Genomic DNA, 18453 nt, shown 5'->3' with positions numbered 1-18453 from the left:
CTCGTTAATGCACTGTAAAGTTAGTCGTTATCGAGAATTTTGAGTGTTGTGCTTAGGTATTTGGCCACTGGATTAATTATGTCTTTGTCCGACCAATAAACGTCGTGTGAAAATGGATTCCAGCTTCGAAGTAAGCCCCCGATATCCACTTCAATATCTTCGTCCACCACCTTATTGTAGGCCTCATTAATGACTTTAATGGGGTAACCTAAGACATCGTCCTTATCAAAATAATTAAACCAGCGCGCGTTTTGTTTGAGCGTTGAAGATAAGACATTGCCCGGGAATGCTATCGGCTGTGGATCGCTTTCAGCAAATGAAAACAACGGTATATTACAACCGAGAGTAAACATACCGGCTAACGTCTTGCCATTTTGAAACGGGCTGGCTGCCGGGTCAGGGTGGTGTTGTTTGTCCCACAAGTAATTCGACATAATGTGACAGCCAAGAGAGTGGGCAACAACAATTAGTGGCGTATTGTCTGGTACATTGATATCAAGTTTGGACTTAACAACCGAATGAATTTGTTGGTAAGTTGAATTCGTTTGATTTGGCTTTTTTTGGTAGGCCGCGGCGTCGCCTAGTGCTGACAAAATAAATTTACGAACGGGTTTGTAATCTAAGTCTGCCACCGCATTTGCTCTTTGATAGAACTGATCTTGAATTGGTTGTGTAATATACCCCCAATGGATAGGGACAAATTTTATGGCCTGAGGTGACACATCAGGCGAGATTTGGTCACAAACGTCATCGATAAATTGGTCTGCAAAGTCGGGGTGAATATCACCCATGCCATGAATAATTGCAACAACGAGTTTGGTTTCCATTTTTAATTCTTATTACCGAGTAATACATGTTTACCAGTGTATATTTTTATTATAAAAACTAAAACATCCTTAAGTTTGGCGACAGCAATGAGCTCGTTGTTCGTCTTTAACGGTCTGAACAGTGAGAAAATGGGGCAAACGTTGGTGACCTGTGTAAACTATATGATGCTGTTATACCAGACTAAGAAAAAATGATCCCACGTAAATTCAAATTGTTACTAAGCCTATTAAACACTCGACTAAAAAAGAACAAGGTTCTTAGTGGTTTTAAGATTTTTTATCCATTCAAAATAGCTTCTACGATACAGAATACTGGCCTGTTATTGCTGGTTTTTTCTAGCAATGTTTTTGCGGTTTCGTTTTTGTCTTTCGACCCTAGATCGATGGCGCTAGGAGGTGCGGGAGTTGCAAGTTCGCCTATTTACAACGCAACCTTGTTTAACCCTGCTTTATTGGTCACCTCTGGCAAATCCAATGTGTTTTTTTCGGTGCCTTATTTAGGCGCGAGAATATTAGACCGTGATGGGTTTATTAACGCCGTCGATGAATACCAAAAAAATAATGCGCAATTGGCATTTGATACTCAACTGCAACTCGCCAAAACACGTTTTAACCAAGGTACATTAGTTTCAAATGACATTCGAGTTGTAGCCGGTGCCGCGGCACAATGGCAAAACGACCTAAATAACCTGTCTAATAAACCTCTAAGAGTTAGTGCTTCCTACCAGTTATCAGCGGGTAAAACTGGTCATGCAACAGCTTGGGGCGCACATTACCGTCGTTATTATGTTGTTGGTGCCCAAATTAATTTTAATCAGGATGACCAGCAACAAATCAGTAAAGCAATTCGAATTTTAAACATAATGGCCGATATTGCCGACAACGTCGAAGATACAATCGCTTTAGCAAATGAACTTGATTTGAGCACTCTTGAAGCGCTTATTAATACGTCGATCGATTCAGGAGAACTAACTTCAAAACTTGAAGACTATTTTTACTTACCTGGAATGCAGCAACTTATCGAAGAAGCCATTGATACCGGTAGATTGGCGACAGATCTTAAAGAATACTTACGATTAAATGACTTAGAAGCCGCTTTGAAGGATCCAGATGCAATCAATAACCCGCCACAGCTAAATCAATATATTCGTTATAAACCAAGTAATAAATTGCAGTCGACTATTGCTGTGCAAGGCGCATTTATTAGTGAGTCGAGTATTGGTTTTGCGACCGCCTTTGCTAATTTTCAGGGGGTCACAGTGGGCATAAATTTAAAACAGTTACAGCTAACGACAATTGACTTTGAAACAGATATTGCAGATGTCAGTGCTGGCGAAGTGACATCAAAAGGAAACCAAACCGAATATAATAAATTCAACGCCGATATTGGAGTGAGTTACCATTTTAATTCCACAACAAAAATGGGTCTGGTGGTCAAAAATGTCTTACCTTATGACTTTTTAACGGCGCTTGATAACACCATTAAATATCGACCCCTTGCAAGATTCGGCGTGTCGTATCAGGGAACGTTCTTTCATCTAGTTGGGGATGTAGACTTAACATCAAATGATCCCATTGGATTTGACCCAAACAAACAATATGCCAGTTTGGGTATCGAATTACCGATGACAGGTTACGGTGCACTGCGTTTTGGCGTTCGAAAGAACTTAGTTAATGGGGCGACATTGCCCTCTATTGGGTTAGGTTTTTCGACTAATCAGCTTAATGTCGATATTGCTGTGGCAAAGTCTGAAAAAAACGACGAACTCGGTGCTGCATTACAAATTGGGTTAACATTTTAGTGGTCTTGAATGTTTCCCAACACGCTATTTTATTTACACCTAAGCTGACTTCTGAATTTTACCAACAAAGTCAAAAACTTTAATTTTTAAAGTGACTAACGTTCATTAAAGCCTTTGCCAGACATTATTTTAGCGACACATTTATTGATCCGAGATGTGCGTGTTTTGGATTGTTTCGCCCCTGTAAAATGCAAAATATAACCTCGTTTTCGGCCCGGTGTTAAGTTTTCAAAAGCGACTTCTAATTCCGGTGATTGTTGAAAAACTTGGAGCAATTCAGTGGGGTATATCAATTCATTTTTTTCTTTGAAATCGACTTTCAAACCTGCACGTTCTACATCAATGGCATTTTTTATGTAGTCATCGAGAGTGGTTTTAAGGGTTTTAATATCTTGCTTGTTGTTAAACCTCATCCATTTTGCCGATTGTGAATTAGGCCCAGGTTTTTGCAGTAAATTTTGTGTGTCTTTGAGTAAAACACCTTTTAAGAATCCAATGGCACAATAATCTTTGAGGCAATAAATTAACGCAACATTACTGTTGTTGTGGGTGTAACATAAGTTTCCCCACTTTACGTCTTCTTCTAAGTCGTGGTTCAGCAAAATCTCACGCAGCAATTTACGCTCTTCATGCCATTCTGATTTTTCTAAAATGGCTACTACATTTGGGGGTAATTCCGATGGTAATTCCGATGGTAATTCCGATGGTAATTCCGATGGTAATTCCGATGGTAAATCCGACGTCATAATTAACCGCACCCTATAGTTTGTTATATAAGAAAATATCTAAAAAATTGAATAAAGCTGACCAAAATAAGCAGCAAACCGAGATAAAAAATATTTTCTAACATCGACTTATTACTCTTCGCTTCATTGTCTTTGGCTTTGATGAACAGCTTTCCTTTAGCGAACAATGTGACAATAAGACCACTGAATAGCAAAATAAAAGCGTCTGTTAGAGGGCCAAAATTGAGGAATTCCTGATCTAAAAATTCGAAATTCATTGATGTTTCCTGTTAATTGATTAGTGACAAATGGTGTTGGAAAACAGGTTGATCACAGATCCCCCTTGTTTTATCTCGGTAAAATGGCCCACAGACTTAAATCTTAAAAATAGGGCTAACTAATCTAAGTGTGCAAAAGCGAACGATACCTTAAAATTAGGTAAGTAAGCACTGCCAATATCCAACGTCTATCCATGTATCAAATTTACGTCCAACTTGCTTAAAATGAGCCACTTTTTCCATTCCAAATTTTTCGTGTAACGCTATGCTTGCGTCATTTGGCAATGCTATTCCACAAACTACTGCATGTATCCCTTGTTCGGTCAGTTGCGATAATAGCTGGTTGTAAAGCTGGGTTCCCCATCCTTTTGAAGTCGCGGTTGGTGACAGATATACCGTCGCTTCAACGGAGTAACGATATGCACACCGACCCTTCCATTTGCTCGCATAACAGTAGCCAATGATTTGGTTTTCATCTATTGCCACAAACCATGGGAGTCCATTCGTTTTACATTCGTCAATTCTGGCGACCATATCTTGTGATGTTACCAGGTGTTCTTCAAACGTGACCGTCGTATTTGAGACGTAATGATTGTAAATTTCTGCTACGAATTGTGCATCTGACGTGTTAATTGGTCTTATCATAGCGCTGACACTTTTGTTCATTATTACAGAATTACTAAGATGCCATTTTAGATATTTTTTGCAATGCCTATCTATTGTGTAGATATGCGCACATACTCAATAGGTTATTCATTGGTTTAGGTTATTAACTGGATTCATTGCTAACAAGAGTCCTGAGGTTAAATGTTTGACCTTGGGTTGATGACGTTACAACAATTGGAAAATATCATGAGCAAAGGTCAAGACAGTAAAAAGAATGCTAAAAAGAAACCGCTTTTAACAGCCAAAGAAAAAAAGGCGGCTAAAGCGTCTAAAAAGAATAACAAGAGTAGCGGTATTGTTATTTAAATATTGTCAGGTTATCGAATTGAAGTCGGTGACCTGATAATTTATTACTCATTCAACTTCCCCTCTCCTCTAAACAAACCTTGAGCTTATCGTATATAACCGCCGAAAATATCCATATTTCCAGTAAGAATTTAGCACCGTCAAAAGGTAGTGAACCTCTTGTTATTAAAATCATTAGTGGATAAAAATATCTTCGATAATTAGTAATTTTCAAACTTTCTGCCATTCTTAAAACCATCATGATAGTTTTAGCAGATCTAAAGGGATGAACTAACAAAATGGCGAACGTGCAAAGGTTGTTAAAATGAATTTTTTTTCAAGAAATCCAAAACAAGTAGATACACCGACTCCTCAACAATTACATGATATTAAGTCACGGCAAATTTTAGAGGGATTAAAAGCGTCAATTGCGTTTATTGAGTTTACTCCAAATGGCGAGATCTTAGATGCGAACGACAATTTCCTTAACGTCATCGGCTATTCACTGGACGAGATAAAAGGACAACATCATAGAATATTTTGTGACGAGGCGTATACACGAACGAGTGATTACTCAACCTTTTGGAGTCAGTTGGCGTCGGGGAAATCATTAAGTGATAGGTTTTTACGATTTACTAGAGACAATGAACCCATTTGGTTGGAAGCAACCTATAACCCAATCAAAGATGATTTTGGCAACGTTATATCTGTGGTGAAAATGGCCACTGACGTAACCCAACACGTCAACAAAGCAAATGTACAGGATGGAATTTTAACCGCACTTGATAGGTCAATGGCGACAATATCTTTTAATCTAGATGGCTCAATTGTCGACGCGAACGATAATTTTTTAAAGACGGTTGGCTATCGGCTTGAGGATGTTAGAGGTAAGTCGCATGCGATGTTCTGTCAAAGCGAATTTGTTAATAGTCATGAATACCAGCAGTTTTGGGATACCTTAAATCGAGGTGAGTATATCCATGGTTTATTTGAACGTAAAACGGCTAATGGCAATGTTATTTGGCTAGAAGCCAGTTATAACCCAATAGTTGATAGCGCTGGTAATCTGATCAGAATCGTCAAATTTGCATCAGACGTTACTAGTCGGATCACAAATGTAATGAATGCATCTGCTTCTGTGCAGGCTACTGTAATGCAAACGGAAGCGGTTTCTCAACAAGCAAAATTGTTACTGCAGGACAGTGTTGGGATCATGGATGAAATTGTCGAAAACGTGAATGTTTTGTTTAACAATATTGGCGAGCTAGGCAGTCAATCAACTCAAATCAGTGACATAGTAAACACAATATCATCCATCGCCGACCAAACTAATTTACTGGCGCTAAATGCGGCAATTGAAGCAGCTCGAGCGGGTGAACAAGGCCGAGGTTTTGCGGTGGTCGCCGATGAAGTTAGGCAATTAGCAGCCCGTACTAGCAAGTCGACAACTGAAATCACCAATGTTGTAAAAGAAAACCAAGCGATTTCACAAGCCTTGTCGGAGAGTATTATGGCAACTCAAGAAAAGGCCAATTTGGGCACCGAATTAATTACCCAGGTCGACGGAGTGTTTAAAGAGATAAATCAAGGAATGGTAGGGGTTAGTTCTGCCGTGGAGCAGCTTTCATAAAAAATTATGCAGCGCTTGTTGCCATAAATCGGCCGCTATCGATGGAAAATAGCGGCTTATTTAATTTAGTTCAATGATGATTTTAACTGTGAATTTGCATCAAGCGCTTTATATTCACCAACTTTAAATGCCTTAATCATGGCAATAAAAATAATCTGTAAATAGATACTCTGTAGTACCAAAGAATAGCTTTTTAGATCAAAGCCAGCCAATAGCAAAGACAGCGTAAGGTAATATGATGCAACGACCCAAATAAATACATTAACGTTGATGATCAATTTTTTTGCGCTGAGCCTTTCGTGTTCATTGGCAATGGTCGACAACCCTCGATTGTTCATGCCGCTATAAACTGTGAAGCCCATCACAGAATTTAAAAAGACCAAACCTAAAATATTCCACATGCCACCAAATCCGTCAAATGGGTTCAAAGTGAAATATGCGGTCGCGCCTATAAACGTTAATTGACCAATAGCCAATAATATAATGACCATTGGCGACATAAAGTCCCGCCATGTTAATGGTGACAACGACGCGCTGCGCAGGCTTGAGACGCTTTGTCTAATATGTTTAAGGAACGACCTATTTAATAAAGCTAATGTAATGACAGGTAATATGGCGAGGAAAAATAAGACAATCGCACCGGCTTGGTTGTCCCAATTTAACAACTCTTTCTGCTCTACATAACTACTCAGCACAACATAGGTCGAAAACAAGGCGATAACTACAGATAAGACTAAATAGATAGTTAAACTCGCTTTTGCAAACTTGATGTCTCGTGCAGATATTTCGGTGCTTTTTGATTGGTGTTCAAGGGCAAAATTCGACAGTATTGTTACAAACGTTCTGTAAATATTTGTTGGAATTAATACCGTGGTAATCAAAACTTGTAGAAAGATGGTCGCGTAAAACGCGATTTGTAGGGTGCTTAATTCTGCGATTTCTGGCGTCATCATGTTAGTTAGCCTCTGTTTGCTGTGTCATTACCTGGTTAAATGCAATCCGAATTTCAGAGTCGGTCGCACCAGACTGTTTAAGAGTTTGAACAACGTCGGTGAGCTGTTCATTCAACCAATTGTTTAAATTAAATGTGCAATGTTGTTTTGCTTCTGGATGCACAAAAGTCCCTCTGTACCCCTTTGACTCAATAACATTGTCACGTTCTAAAAGCTTATAAGCCTTAGCAACGGTTTTATTATTCACGTCCAATTCATTGGCGAGCTGTCGAATAGAAGGTAATGGTGCACCCGCAAGTAGCTCGTCGTTGGTAATTGCTTTTTTGATCTGATTAATTAACTGACTAAACAAGGGTTCACTACTGTTTAAATCAACAACTATCATAAATCCTCCGTTAGTGTGTACTTGCGTATTGGCTTCTTGTACCAATGTTTGTTGTACCTTTGCATCGTTGTAACCTTACATCTATTTTAGCCTTGTACCATTGTACCCGTGGGTCAAGTGGTACAATAGAGTTGAAAGATAGCAGTTGGATGAAAAACATGCAACGTTTTTGTTTTCCGTAATGATTAAACAAAATTGGATGTCATTGTTATTTTTCTACATGCGCTAATTTTCCATTTTTAAACATAGAGATTGCACTTCAACGTCAGAAAACTAAGATACGTTATTAGAAATATTTAGTGTTCAATACACAGTGAACAAGTGAGGAAGCAGTATGGGGTCGGATACAAAAGGGTTAGGAACAATGCGGTCGAAAACAAAACGTCAACATTTTGGTTTTTTGTTAAATATGCTGGCATTGGGCTTTTTCTTCCCTGGTATTTTTATCACTATGTTTGAATTTGATATGGAAATGATGGTCTTGCTGAGTAATTCTGAATTAACAGCACCCTTGGTTGGCAAGGAATTGTCGATTATGGCGACCGTAGATACTCTTTGGCAGGAGCAGCGCTTTTTTGTAGCGATACTCATATTTGCCTTTTCGGTATGTATCCCACTGATCAAATTGGTGATGGTAACGATTGCCTATTTTATTCATGAACAGCAACTAAGAGCGAAGCTTCTGAATGTTGTTAATGCAATTGGTAAGTGGTCGATGGCCGATGTGTTTGTGGTTGCAATATTTTTAGCCGTATTATCAACCAACCATGCAGAAACGTCGACGGTGAAAGAGTTTTCGGTATTTGGCTTTCAACTTGCCGTGGAGATCAGCAGTCAAACCATCTCGCAACTGGGCAACGGTTTCTATTTCTTCACAACCTATTGCCTGTTATCTATTGCCGGTACGCAGTTAATGTCAGCATCTAAAGTGACCGAACCGGTCCTAAAAAGGTAACCCGATAACTTTTTCGGAAGGATTTGTAAACAAATTGAGGGTGGGCTTAAAAAATCAATATTTCATCAAATATGAGGGTTTTGTGCCTAGGGGTCATTACAGAATTTAGTTTAAAGGCAGAGTAAATAAACAAGTAAGTAAGCTTTTTCCTACGATTCATTTTTTTGATTAACCCTGTATTATCCACTTCAATGTCAAAATTGCTAAAGGCGAGTAGGTAGAGTTAATGTGGTTGAATGAAGAACAGGTGAGCGATTCTGCAATACGACATTATCGGGCAAAGTTGACAAGCACCAGCCCAAATTATGTCGTTATTGATAACTTGTTTGACGAAGCCAAACTTAATGACGTGATGGACGTCTTAAGCCAACCAACTCATTGGCAAACTCAAACACACTCCTATTCTGAACTGTATGTTGATCAATCTAAATGGCATGAAGTCAGTGACGAAGAGCGGTTTGTGCAACGAGATTCATGGCAACGTCCAACTTTAAAAAATACCAGTTTACGGGCAAGCCCCGCTCAGGATTTTTTGGCGTTTCTGCGTTCTCAAACGTTTTTGTCTTTGTTATCGAGAGTATTTAATGTTGATTTAACAGACATCAATGTTGGCGATCCCGAGCTTAATACCAATTTTTTCCGCTTAGGCTCAGCCGATTTTGTCTCCTTACATGCGGACGATTCTCCGGGCCGGGAAGTCTGTTTGTTGCTTTATTTAAATAAAACGTGGAATTTAAATGCTGGTGGCGAGTTAGTCTTTCTAGGTAAAGACGATAAGGCAGTTACGATTGCGCCTCTGTATAATCGGTGTGTGCTATTCGATCCCGCCTCGGAAGGCTCAGAACACTGGGTGAATAAGCTAAACGCTGAACATGCCGCAGGTTATCGTTATAACGTCACGAGTTGGTATTGGTCAGAGTAATAATTTTTTTGTTTTTAAAAGTGTCGTTAACACAACCGCGTTTAACGGCTTTGAAAAAAAATTATAAGGGTATGGTTTAAATAATGTTGAGTGAATTAAAAAGGGAAAATGTATGTTTTCCCTTTTTGATTTTAGTCGGCCAGTTGAGCCCACTTTATTTAAAGTGACTAACAGTCAAGTATTGATCATTTGTTAATAAAGTCAGTTGCTGGCTCACCATTTGGTTGACGCATGTCGCCTCTGTACAATATTAAGGTATCAGCTGGTGTGATAGATAATAATGTGAGAATCGCTTGTTAGTGTATTTTTTTAGTTAGAGGTATTATTGTAAAGCAATTGGGGAGTTACTTTTCTACGCTAACTTGTTAACATTAGCCGAGCATTTTCTTTCTTGCAGAACCTTAAACCTATGCGCTTTGACTACCGAATTGTTTTTATAATCACCGCCCTTTTATTTACTTTATCAATTAGTTTAACGGTTCTTAATTATACAGAGTCTATGGAGTCGACGCGCAAGCAGTTAAAAAATAGCTCTTTGCCTTTAACGGTAGACAATATTTACACAAAAATTCAAAAGCAAATCATAGAACCCAATCTAATCGCCTCCGTAATGTCTAATGACACGTTCATGAAGGATTGGCTGGCACATGAAGAAAGTGATGTGAGTCAAATTACTCAGTATCTCGGCACGATAAAAAATAAATATAATATGTTCACTGCGTTTTTGGTTTCTGAAAAGAGCCACAACTATTACACGGCTAATGGTTTTCTTGAAAAAATAGATATTAACAATGAACACAATGATTGGTACTTTTCCTTCAGAGATAAGGCTGAACAAAGCGAAGTTAATATTGATTATAATAAGCACATGGGTGAAGCATTGATCATGTTTATCAATCATAAAATTTATGATGATAATAACAACATGCTAGGGGCAACTGGAATAGGCCTAAAAACATCTTACATCAATGAAATGCTTAAGTTTTTTAGAGAGCGTTTTAATTTTAGTGTTTATTTTATAAATACTTCTGGTCAGGTATTTATCGCAGAGCAAGAGGTAAATAGTTTAACTCACCTAAATCAGCATGAAGAATTAAGCCGATTAATACCAGATATCACCAAACCAGATAAGCAGTTATTTGAATACACTATGAACGGCGAAGCGTATTTGTTAACTAAAAAATATGTCCCAGAATTAGATCTTTATGTTGTGGTAGAAGCTAAAGTAGATAATTTTACTCAGTCGGTTCAAGAAGCATTCTATTTTAATATTATTGTATCGGTTCTAATAACCTTATTGATCACTATTATTGTCGTGTTATATGTGAGAAAAATTCACGGCAAATTGAATGAACTTGCTAGCAATGACAGTTTGACCGACCTACCCAATAGAAGGACCTTTTACAGCAGGTTGGAGCACTTTATTGTAATGAAAAAGCGCCGCCAACAAGAATTAGCTGTGGTGTTTTTTGACATAGATGATTTTAAAAAGGTAAACGACGTGGAAGGTCATGACGTCGGTGATGGTGTTTTAATTAAAATTGCCGATATCTTAAAGACAACCATTCGAACAAGTGATTTTATCGCTCGTTGGGGCGGCGAAGAATTTATTATTTTGTTAATCGACACTAAGTCAGAAGATGCCCTCAAGATCGCTGAGCAGGTCAGACAAAATATTGAAAACAATGCAGAATTAAAACACCAAGCTCAAAAGACTGTGACAGTCAGTTTAGGGGTAACAGAAGTTCGTGACAATGACGACGCGGACTCCTTGTTTAAACGAGTTGATGACGCTTTATATCAAGCCAAGCGCACAGGTAAAAATCGTGTTGTTGTTGCTAAATAAGTCTAAATTTACAGAACATATTTCCTGACTTAGTTAGCATCTATTTGTTGAAGCAGAAGCAAACCGACTTAATAAAATCTTGGCAATGGAAGGCGAGGTGTAAGGTTGCAACACAGGACGAATATAAAACTCAAGGGTTTGCCACTGAATCGCAAACCTTTTTGGATACCGGTTTAAAACAAGTCTAATAGCTAACCGACGATTTCTTTTACTCTGCCTACGTCACCACTTTCCAAACGAACTTTAATGCCATGGGGATGAAATGGCGAATTAGTTAAAATGTCTTTTACCACCCCTTCAGTCAGACGACCAGAGCGTTGATCTTTTTTCAGCACGATTTTCACATCAGAACCTATTTCTATATCCGAACGATTTTGTCCATCCATTACGTATTTCCCAGTTTATGCATAGTAATAATTTTTTAAATTATGTCACAGTTTGGCGTCTTAGTGCAGGGATAACAAAATAGGTATTTGCCCCGCATTATCGTTTGCCAAATACAGCGTTAGTGGCGAGTTGCAACAAAACGAGAGAAAGTAAAAGTGGCGTTCGGAAATTACGGGGTAAAAATCGACTTATGCTATATGGAAAAATTGTTATTGTTAACAAAATCTAGTTATCTACTTGTTTTCTATAATAAAAATTATTAATTGGATAAATGAAGCAAGTATATAATTGTTGGCTATACTTTTAAAACCGGCCATACCGGGAAACCAATTAAATATTGGAAAACGAGTTATTTAATAAGGCTAATAGTCAAACTAAAACAAACGAATGTCATTTAAAAGGACTGCTGTAACTCGTTGGTTTATTTGGTGATTATTCCATTAGGTACTTGAAAGTGGAGTAGTACATTAGCGGTAAATTGTAGTGTTAAATTTTAAGGAAAAACAATGACATTAAAGTACAAAATATACAGTATTATTCTCGTAGCTTTGTTGGTAGCGGGCTGTGGCTCGGTAATGAAGCAAGTAGGGCAGTTGACTGCGAATCTTTTAACTTCAAAAACTTCCGATTTATCAGTTGTATCTATTTCCGCTGGGTTTGTTCGGAATATGTATTCAGCAGATGTAAAAACATTTGAAGTTGAATATCTCGGAGAAAATTGGCGCGAAGGGGCAAATCTAGTTTCGGTAAGTTTTCTGAAACGTGATGGTGTTGGTATGTATACTATAGACGGTAAAGTGTTTATAGATGGCACAGAAATACCTCATACCGCGAATGGCTTTTATGGTAAATGGATAGATAAAAATGATATCTCCCCTAAAACGATTCGAATAGAAACGGTATCTGGTCAGGTTGCAGAATTCTCGATAACACCACCACCTTTGATCGAAATTGTGTCGGTCAATGGTAAAAAATCTGGAATGGAAATTGATCTAAATTCAGATTTACGATTAAAAATGAAAAGCCCGCAACATGATAAAAATACTGAATTTTCTGTGTCGCTAGTAACGAAAGTGATGGGTATTAACTCATTTATTGAGTCGGGAATTTTTAAATACAAAGATGACATTACGCTACCTGCAGAAATTTGGAAGAATCCAATTACGCCAGTGCCAGCTACGTCTGGTGCGAATTGGCTTAAAGTTGAACGATTTGATACCAACTTAAAAGTGATAAAGGGTGTGGGCGCTAGTCAAATTATTGGTGCGTCGATTGATGTTGTTCCTGTTTCAATTAAAGGTGAAGTGGAAACCGCATTTACCGGGGTTGTTAAGGACAATGGGATTAATATTGAAGAAACAATCGCCATAAAAAATGGCGAAATGAAAGTAAAAATGAATAAGCCAAATGCGTTTTATGGCCGACCAATGAGTTCTGGAAAAACATTTGCGTTAGCATCGTTTACAGTGCGAGCTACAAAACTTAAACAATCAAAAACGGATTCGTCGAGCAGTACATTAGGTGGCGTAAAAACAACTACGACTACAACGAGTACTCGAACTTTTCCAACCTTACCGGACGCTTTTTGGGATAGTTATATTGATGGTTTATACGTAGATTTGGAAAAAGTCTTAAAAAGCCAATACAACATTAAACTTATTCCTGTAGAGAACGTATTGCGAGCACCTTCTTATCAAAAATTAGAAGCCGTCACCGATGAAAACACCATTGTTGAAGTGGAAAAATCGTATAAAGGGACTAAAAACCTTATTCCAACATCATTTTCCTCTATCGTTGGCAATATATCATCTACATTTGCATCTGACCGAGTTGATGCTCACCTAATCAGAGAGTTAGGTGTTGATGGTTTGATTTCGGTAACGATTGACCTGGCAATGCCTTGGAATACTTTTACTTTGTCACCAGTGATGAGTATTCAAATTTCAGGCGCACCAAATGGCTATAAAGCTGGGCCAACTATCTTCCACCAAGGTACTATTTCAGGTACTGGTATGCCTTTAGATGAGGCGAAAATGAATGCGGCCACTATGATGGATATTTTACCTGAAGTGACGCGTCAAAAAGAGTTGATGGAAGCTTTGAGACAAAGCTTTAAGATGATGGAGAAGAAAGAGAACGAGTTGGGTTATGACGCTATTTGGGCATTAAAATAACCCAGAGAACCGCATAAAGTTACATTTTAAAGGCAGACAACGAGTCTGCCTTTTTATTTTGTAAAACATAAACTAAGCCTGCGAATCCAAGCTGTGGGGTCAGAGTCGATGAAACGTCGTTTATGAACAGCCAGTCGTCTCAAATTATATCTGGCATGCACTATTGGATTTTGTTATCAATGAAGTAAGGCGTGCCATGCGTCAGGAATCGACGATTAAACTATCAGGAAGTAAAAATGGAAGTAAATGTATTTGATAGAACAGAAACCGCAAATAAACGAATAAGCGGTTCAACGTATAACTTTGTGATTGGGCTTACATTAATCTGGGGATTTGCTGTTAATTGGTGGATGGTTTTAAATATTCCAGTTGAGTCAATTAGTAGTATTAATCCTATTTTCTTCTATATCGGTTACTTTGCTTCTTGCTTCTTTGGTGTTTATCTATTTAGCAAATCCCTTAGTGCTCTGGTGAGCTTCATTGGGTACAACTTTGTTGTTGTTCCTTTTGGGCTAATTATTAATTTAGTGGTAAGCCAGTATAATCCTGACATTGTGCTCGAAGCCATAAGAGTTACAGGAATGGTAACTTTTGTCATGATGGTTTTAGGGTCTATGTATCCGGCCTTTTTTAATAAAATTGCCGGTGGCCTCACCATCGCACTTTTTTGCGTCATTGTGGTTGAGCTTATTGAAATTTTTGTATTTAACACGCATCACGGTATTTTAGATTGGGTTGTTGCTGTTATTTTTTGTGGCTATATCGGATATGACTGGGCAAGAGCTAACGCGATTCCAAAAACCTATGACAACGCTGTAGATAGTGCGGCTGCTCTTTATATGGATATTATTAATCTGTTTCTACGCATATTAAGAATTCTTGGTAGAAAATAGGTAACTCTGAATCCGTAGTACAGGACGGTGAATAGATTTTTCTAAATTGTTGTTCTTATTCGTTAGTGCTTTATTCTTTGGTTGAGTGGTTATATTTAAAGGTCGGTGTTAAAAGTAAAAATACAGATAACACCGAGTAACAGTGAACGAATTTAATCGCTAACCACCAAATTTAAATCGTAATCCGGCGTTTACCGTAAATCCATCATTTCTTGACCAGATGTCGGTTGTCCATCGGCCACTGGCTGCTTGTTCAAGTAATAACAATGAGTCGTCGCGAGTTTGGCGAATGTTTAATAAGTTTTCGGCATTAACAAACCAGCTTACTCGACCAACGGTAATTTGCCCTAAAAGCCCTAAATGCCAATAGGGTTTACTTTTGGTGCGGTAAGGGTTGTTTTCAAGATGTTGTGTGCCGGTATAATAAGCTTCAAATCCCAACAAATGACTGCCATGTTCCTCCATCATAACCACAAATCCAGCGGAGTGTTTTGGTGTTAACGTTAGTGGTTGACGGCTAAGACCGGAATCATCTTCTTTAGTAGCATCGGTATATAAATAACTGCCTGTAAATTTGATGTCGCGCCAGCGGTAGCGTAGCAATAGTTCGGCCCCTCTGATTTCAGTTTCGCCTGCAGAGTTGATAATGCGGACTTGTTTTTCTGCATACATGTCAGCATTTTCAATTGCTTCTAATTCCGTAACGTTATCGATGTCGGAAGCAAATAATGTCATGCTGCCTTCTATACTGCCCAACACATAGCTGAAATCGATGGATGCAGTTGATGCTCGCTCTTCGTCAAGGCTACCTAATGGCGCAAGACGAGATAAACCCACCTCATCGATGTCCTCAATAAATGGACTTGGTGCAAAAAATCCTTGCCCGTATGCCGCTCTAACTGTCCAGTTATCAGGATTGTACAATATTGAAACACGAGGGCTTATCTGGGTTCCATATTCGCTATGCCAATCGGCGCGAGCGCTCAGCGACATTGATATATCGTCGCTCGCTTCGTAGTCCACTTGCGAAAACAACCCTGGTACTTGATAAGAGTAATTAAATTCTGAGAATGTATTTGAGTCAAATCTTTCAGTTTGAAGTGCCAAGCCAACTAACCATGCGGTTTGATCAGAATACCCAGATAAGCTCGACTCGATCAGATAACTTTCATGACTATCATCTTCAAGGATAGCGCCGTACTCGTGCTGATGCTCTTGATTCATCGCAGAGCCACGCATATTTAAGTTTAGCTCATCACCTATCGGTTGGTCGTAAATGAAGCCTATGTCGGTTCTAAGCGTGTCTTGGGTCAATGGGAAAGCACTGTCGTCAGGGAGATGTGCGTCATCTAAAGTTCCAGCCGTTCTTTGCTCAGTCATTGCGCCAAATGTCACGTATAGATTTGCGCCGCTGTCGTTTTGCCAATAGAAACGGGGTCGGACACTGCCTCTTTGGTAACCCGCCATGTCAATCCAACCATCGTTATCTAAATCTTGTTCTTGTTGGTTATGAATACCTGCAGTGACAGAACCACTTAACGCATCTGTTAAAGGTGATGCAAAATAAGACGTAACATCTTGGCCGTCTTTGGAGGTTAGGTTTACCAGCACCTCCCCTTCATAGTTATCCGAAGGCGTCCGTGAAATGAGATTTATGACACCCCCAAGCGCAGAACCGCCATAAAGTGACGAAGCAGACCCTTTGATTATTTCAACATTTGCAAGATCGGTTGGTGGGATCTGCAGGAGGCCAATTGACGCGGTTTGGCCACCGTACAAAGGCAAACCATCGCTTAACAATTGAGTATAACGCCCATATAGGCCCTGCAGTCTAATATTGGCGCTGCCTAACGCTGGCGAGGTTGTTTGTACTCTGACACCACCGGTTTCAGCAACTAACATAGAGATATTACCGGGACGCATTAACGCTTTTTCCTGAATTTCTTCACCATTAATTATTTCGGTTCGTGTGGCTGATTCAGTAACAATACGACCTAAACGAGAAGCTCTTACTTGGATCCGTTCAATGCTACTTTCACTATGTTGATGTTCTCCATGTTCTCCATGTTCTTCATGTTTTTCGTGATGTTCATCACTATGCTCTTTGCCGTGTTCACTTTCATTTGCGTAAACAAACGCCGGAATTAACAGCATTGCTACTGTTGATTTTATATATTTTTTTAACATTTTTGCCTCGGGCAATGCTGGCAATAACCCAGCACTATGGTATTAATTCAATTAAAAATGACTTGTTGTAAAAAACTGGGAGCAAAACTCGCTCGTTATGAGGTAAAAATGGGAGGGCGATAAAGTAAACTTGCCACAGAATTAGGCCGCTCAAATTGCTGTAGGTAAGTCATTTCATCAGATAAGTACGGCTTAGTAGAAATGTGTTCTGTACTAAAATAAGCCACGGATGAACAAGCATTGGCAATACAGATACAGTCCAGATCACAGCATTCGACATCACAGCAATCCGCTGGGTTATCGACATCGGAAGCAGGTAAATCGTTTGAGGTTATGACTGTTAGGTTGTTAGATAGCGAGTGCGAGTCTTCGTTTGTTTCACAAAATTGAGCAGCATTGTAGGTGAGCGCCTGTCCCGCAAAGGAAACAAGCATCATCGCTAGCACTAGTATTCTTGAAACCGCTTTATGCATAAAAACCCCAAACACAATATGCACAACAGTTTAAAAGTTTCATTATGGTAAGTGAATAGTCACAGCTAAGTTTATTTCTCATCAGCGCATTATCAATGTACAAAAACCGCTATTCAAACCAAACAGAAAAACGTCATTCTAAAACCACAGAAAAAAACCGTCATTCCCCTAGCTTGTAATATGAGTCAGCCTAAGCGATATTAGGGATCTCCAACCAAGTGCAGAGGAAGTTCATAATTCGCCCTGCAGGCTGCGCCTTTCTTTGCCTTGCAGGCGGCTATTTCGACTTCGTCGACCATACTTTTTTCAACAGCCAAAAAAGTAGGCAAAAAGGCCGCTTTCGACCAAATCCCTAATCCTTATTTAAGATTTATATTATCGTCGAAGACGGAATGTACGTACATCCCTATACACATTCCTTGCAACGGCGTCCCTGCCGTTCACTTCGAGATATAAATCTCAACTAAGGGGGATTTAGACGAAGGAATAAGTCGCCTGAACTTTTGGTGTGAAAACATTTTTTTAGAAATACCGTCTTTCAATTAAACAGAAAAAAACGTCATTCCAAAAGAGCATTAGCGATATTTGGAACCTCCAACCAAGTGCAGAGGAAGTTCATAATTCGCCCTAAATTGGCTCACAATAACCAGAACAAAAAACGTCATTCCAAAAGAGCCACAGCGATATTTGGAACCTCCAACCAAGTGCTGAGGAAGTTCATAATTTGCCCTAAATTAGCTCATAATAACCAGAACAAAAAACGTCATTCCCTAGCTAGTAAAATGAGTCGAGCCACAGCGATATTTGGAACCTCCAACCAAGTGCAGAGGAAGTTCATAATTCGCATTGCAGGCTGCGCCTTTCTTTGCCCTGCAGGCAGCTATTTCGACTGCGTCGACCTTACTTTTTGCAACAGCCCAAAAAGTAGGCAAAAAGGCCGCTTTCGGCCAAATCCCTAATCCTTATTTGATATTTATATTATCGTCGAAGACGGGATGAAAGTATGTCCATATACAACCATCCCTTGCAACGGCGTCCCTGCCGTTCACTTCGAGATATAAATCT

16 protein-coding genes are annotated in these 18453 nt (G+C 39.1%); 7 read left to right on the top strand and 9 right to left on the bottom strand.

Annotation, left to right across the window (positions count from 1 at the left end; genetic code table 11):
- Nucleotides 1-20: 20 nt before the first annotated feature.
- Nucleotides 21-827 carry a hypothetical protein gene (locus tag KO525_RS13860; protein WP_215964427.1) on the bottom strand — a complete coding sequence of 269 codons (807 nt, stop codon included), beginning with the start codon at nt 825-827 and terminating at the stop codon, nt 21-23.
- Nucleotides 828-1150: 323 nt separating this feature from the next.
- Between KO525_RS13860 and traF the strand changes: the two genes are divergently transcribed.
- Nucleotides 1151-2629, top strand: coding sequence for a conjugal transfer protein TraF (gene traF / locus KO525_RS13855; RefSeq protein ID WP_215964426.1), 1479 nt, complete (start codon nt 1151-1153; stop codon nt 2627-2629).
- A gap of 95 nt (nt 2630-2724) precedes the next feature.
- On the opposite strand, the gene KO525_RS13850 is transcribed toward traF, so the two are convergent.
- The 3 genes from KO525_RS13850 to KO525_RS13840 form a co-directional block, all read right to left on the bottom strand.
- On the bottom strand, nt 2725-3375 hold the full coding sequence (locus tag KO525_RS13850) for a YdeI family protein (protein WP_215964425.1): 651 nt from the start codon (nt 3373-3375) through the stop codon (nt 2725-2727).
- A 23-nt stretch (nt 3376-3398) separates the two neighbouring features.
- Complete coding sequence (locus KO525_RS13845) at nt 3399-3632, bottom strand: hypothetical protein (protein ID WP_215964424.1); 234 nt, start codon at nt 3630-3632, stop codon at nt 3399-3401.
- 156 nt (nt 3633-3788) lie between these two features.
- The gene (locus tag KO525_RS13840; RefSeq protein WP_215964423.1) at nt 3789-4277 is read right to left on the bottom strand and encodes an arsinothricin resistance N-acetyltransferase ArsN1 family B; all 489 of its coding nucleotides are present in this window, start codon (nt 4275-4277) and stop codon (nt 3789-3791) included.
- Nucleotides 4278-4908: 631 nt separating this feature from the next.
- Here KO525_RS13840 and KO525_RS19885 point away from each other — a divergent pair.
- Nucleotides 4909-6213, top strand: a complete 1305-nt coding sequence (locus KO525_RS19885; RefSeq protein WP_215964422.1) for a PAS domain-containing methyl-accepting chemotaxis protein — start codon at nt 4909-4911, stop codon at nt 6211-6213.
- A 65-nt stretch (nt 6214-6278) separates the two neighbouring features.
- On the opposite strand, the gene KO525_RS13830 is transcribed toward KO525_RS19885, so the two are convergent.
- Together KO525_RS13830 and KO525_RS13825 are read right to left on the bottom strand one after the other, a co-directional pair.
- Entirely contained in the window at nt 6279-7166 is an 888-nt protein-coding gene (locus tag KO525_RS13830; protein WP_215964421.1) for a hypothetical protein, read from the bottom strand.
- A 1-nt stretch (nt 7167) separates the two neighbouring features.
- The gene (locus KO525_RS13825; RefSeq protein ID WP_215964420.1) at nt 7168-7551 is read right to left on the bottom strand and encodes a GntR family transcriptional regulator; all 384 of its coding nucleotides are present in this window, start codon (nt 7549-7551) and stop codon (nt 7168-7170) included.
- A 364-nt stretch (nt 7552-7915) separates the two neighbouring features.
- Here KO525_RS13825 and KO525_RS13820 point away from each other — a divergent pair, with 364 nt between their 5' ends.
- The 3 genes from KO525_RS13820 to KO525_RS13810 all read left to right on the top strand — a co-directional run bounded on the left by KO525_RS13820 (nt 7916) and on the right by KO525_RS13810 (nt 11274).
- Nucleotides 7916-8506, top strand: a complete 591-nt coding sequence (locus KO525_RS13820; RefSeq protein ID WP_215964419.1) for a paraquat-inducible protein A — start codon at nt 7916-7918, stop codon at nt 8504-8506.
- Between the two features lie 226 nt (nt 8507-8732).
- On the top strand, nt 8733-9428 hold the full coding sequence (locus KO525_RS13815) for a 2OG-Fe(II) oxygenase (protein ID WP_215964418.1): 696 nt from the start codon (nt 8733-8735) through the stop codon (nt 9426-9428).
- A gap of 628 nt (nt 9429-10056) precedes the next feature.
- Nucleotides 10057-11274 (top strand): sensor domain-containing diguanylate cyclase, encoded by a 1218-nt coding sequence (locus tag KO525_RS13810; protein WP_252738708.1) that lies wholly within the window; start codon nt 10057-10059, stop codon nt 11272-11274.
- 191 nt (nt 11275-11465) lie between these two features.
- Here KO525_RS13810 and KO525_RS13805 read toward each other — a convergent pair whose 3' ends face one another.
- Entirely contained in the window at nt 11466-11660 is a 195-nt protein-coding gene (locus tag KO525_RS13805; RefSeq protein ID WP_215964417.1) for a YwbE family protein, read from the bottom strand.
- 507 nt (nt 11661-12167) lie between these two features.
- Here KO525_RS13805 and KO525_RS13800 point away from each other — a divergent pair.
- Both KO525_RS13800 and KO525_RS13795 read left to right on the top strand, forming a co-directional pair.
- Nucleotides 12168-13835: a hypothetical protein gene (locus tag KO525_RS13800; protein WP_215964416.1), complete on the top strand. Its 1668-nt coding sequence runs from the start codon at nt 12168-12170 to the stop codon at nt 13833-13835.
- Nucleotides 13836-14071: 236 nt separating this feature from the next.
- Nucleotides 14072-14728 carry a Bax inhibitor-1 family protein gene (locus tag KO525_RS13795; protein ID WP_215964415.1) on the top strand — a complete coding sequence of 219 codons (657 nt, stop codon included), beginning with the start codon at nt 14072-14074 and terminating at the stop codon, nt 14726-14728.
- 159 nt (nt 14729-14887) lie between these two features.
- On the opposite strand, the gene KO525_RS13790 is transcribed toward KO525_RS13795, so the two are convergent.
- The gene (locus KO525_RS13790; protein ID WP_215964414.1) at nt 14888-16915 is read right to left on the bottom strand and encodes a TonB-dependent siderophore receptor; all 2028 of its coding nucleotides are present in this window, start codon (nt 16913-16915) and stop codon (nt 14888-14890) included.
- Nucleotides 16916-17010: 95 nt separating this feature from the next.
- Nucleotides 17011-17388, bottom strand: coding sequence for a hypothetical protein (locus KO525_RS13785; RefSeq protein WP_215964413.1), 378 nt, complete (start codon nt 17386-17388; stop codon nt 17011-17013).
- Nucleotides 17389-18453: the final 1065 nt, after the last annotated feature.

It is taken from the genome of Psychrosphaera sp. B3R10, from assembly GCF_018861025.1.
GTDB classification, from domain to species: domain Bacteria; phylum Pseudomonadota; class Gammaproteobacteria; order Enterobacterales; family Alteromonadaceae; genus Psychrosphaera; species Psychrosphaera algicola.
The sequence above is the reverse complement of the archived record's forward strand: the minus strand, read 5'-3'. Positions and strand labels throughout refer to the sequence as shown.

What these genes read in the sequence shown, in the direction of transcription:
- KO525_RS13795 (WP_215964415.1), top strand. Translation starts at nt 14,072, where the DNA reads ATGGAAGTAAATGTATTTGATAGAACAGAAACCGCAAATAAACGAATA.
- KO525_RS13845 (WP_215964424.1), bottom strand. Translation starts at nt 3,632, where the DNA reads ATGAATTTCGAATTTTTAGATCAGGAATTCCTCAATTTTGGCCCTCTA.
- KO525_RS13830 (WP_215964421.1), bottom strand. Translation starts at nt 7,166, where the DNA reads ATGATGACGCCAGAAATCGCAGAATTAAGCACCCTACAAATCGCGTTT.
- KO525_RS13840 (WP_215964423.1), bottom strand. Translation starts at nt 4,277, where the DNA reads ATGATAAGACCAATTAACACGTCAGATGCACAATTCGTAGCAGAAATT.
- KO525_RS13785 (WP_215964413.1), bottom strand. Translation starts at nt 17,388, where the DNA reads ATGCATAAAGCGGTTTCAAGAATACTAGTGCTAGCGATGATGCTTGTT.
- KO525_RS13825 (WP_215964420.1), bottom strand. Translation starts at nt 7,551, where the DNA reads ATGATAGTTGTTGATTTAAACAGTAGTGAACCCTTGTTTAGTCAGTTA.
- KO525_RS13790 (WP_215964414.1), bottom strand. Translation starts at nt 16,915, where the DNA reads ATGTTAAAAAAATATATAAAATCAACAGTAGCAATGCTGTTAATTCCG.
- KO525_RS13810 (WP_252738708.1), top strand. Translation starts at nt 10,057, where the DNA reads ATGAAGGATTGGCTGGCACATGAAGAAAGTGATGTGAGTCAAATTACT.
- KO525_RS13820 (WP_215964419.1), top strand. Translation starts at nt 7,916, where the DNA reads ATGCGGTCGAAAACAAAACGTCAACATTTTGGTTTTTTGTTAAATATG.
- KO525_RS13860 (WP_215964427.1), bottom strand. Translation starts at nt 827, where the DNA reads ATGGAAACCAAACTCGTTGTTGCAATTATTCATGGCATGGGTGATATT.
- KO525_RS13815 (WP_215964418.1), top strand. Translation starts at nt 8,733, where the DNA reads ATGTGGTTGAATGAAGAACAGGTGAGCGATTCTGCAATACGACATTAT.
- KO525_RS13805 (WP_215964417.1), bottom strand. Translation starts at nt 11,660, where the DNA reads ATGGATGGACAAAATCGTTCGGATATAGAAATAGGTTCTGATGTGAAA.
- KO525_RS19885 (WP_215964422.1), top strand. Translation starts at nt 4,909, where the DNA reads ATGAATTTTTTTTCAAGAAATCCAAAACAAGTAGATACACCGACTCCT.
- KO525_RS13800 (WP_215964416.1), top strand. Translation starts at nt 12,168, where the DNA reads ATGACATTAAAGTACAAAATATACAGTATTATTCTCGTAGCTTTGTTG.
- KO525_RS13850 (WP_215964425.1), bottom strand. Translation starts at nt 3,375, where the DNA reads ATGACGTCGGATTTACCATCGGAATTACCATCGGAATTACCATCGGAA.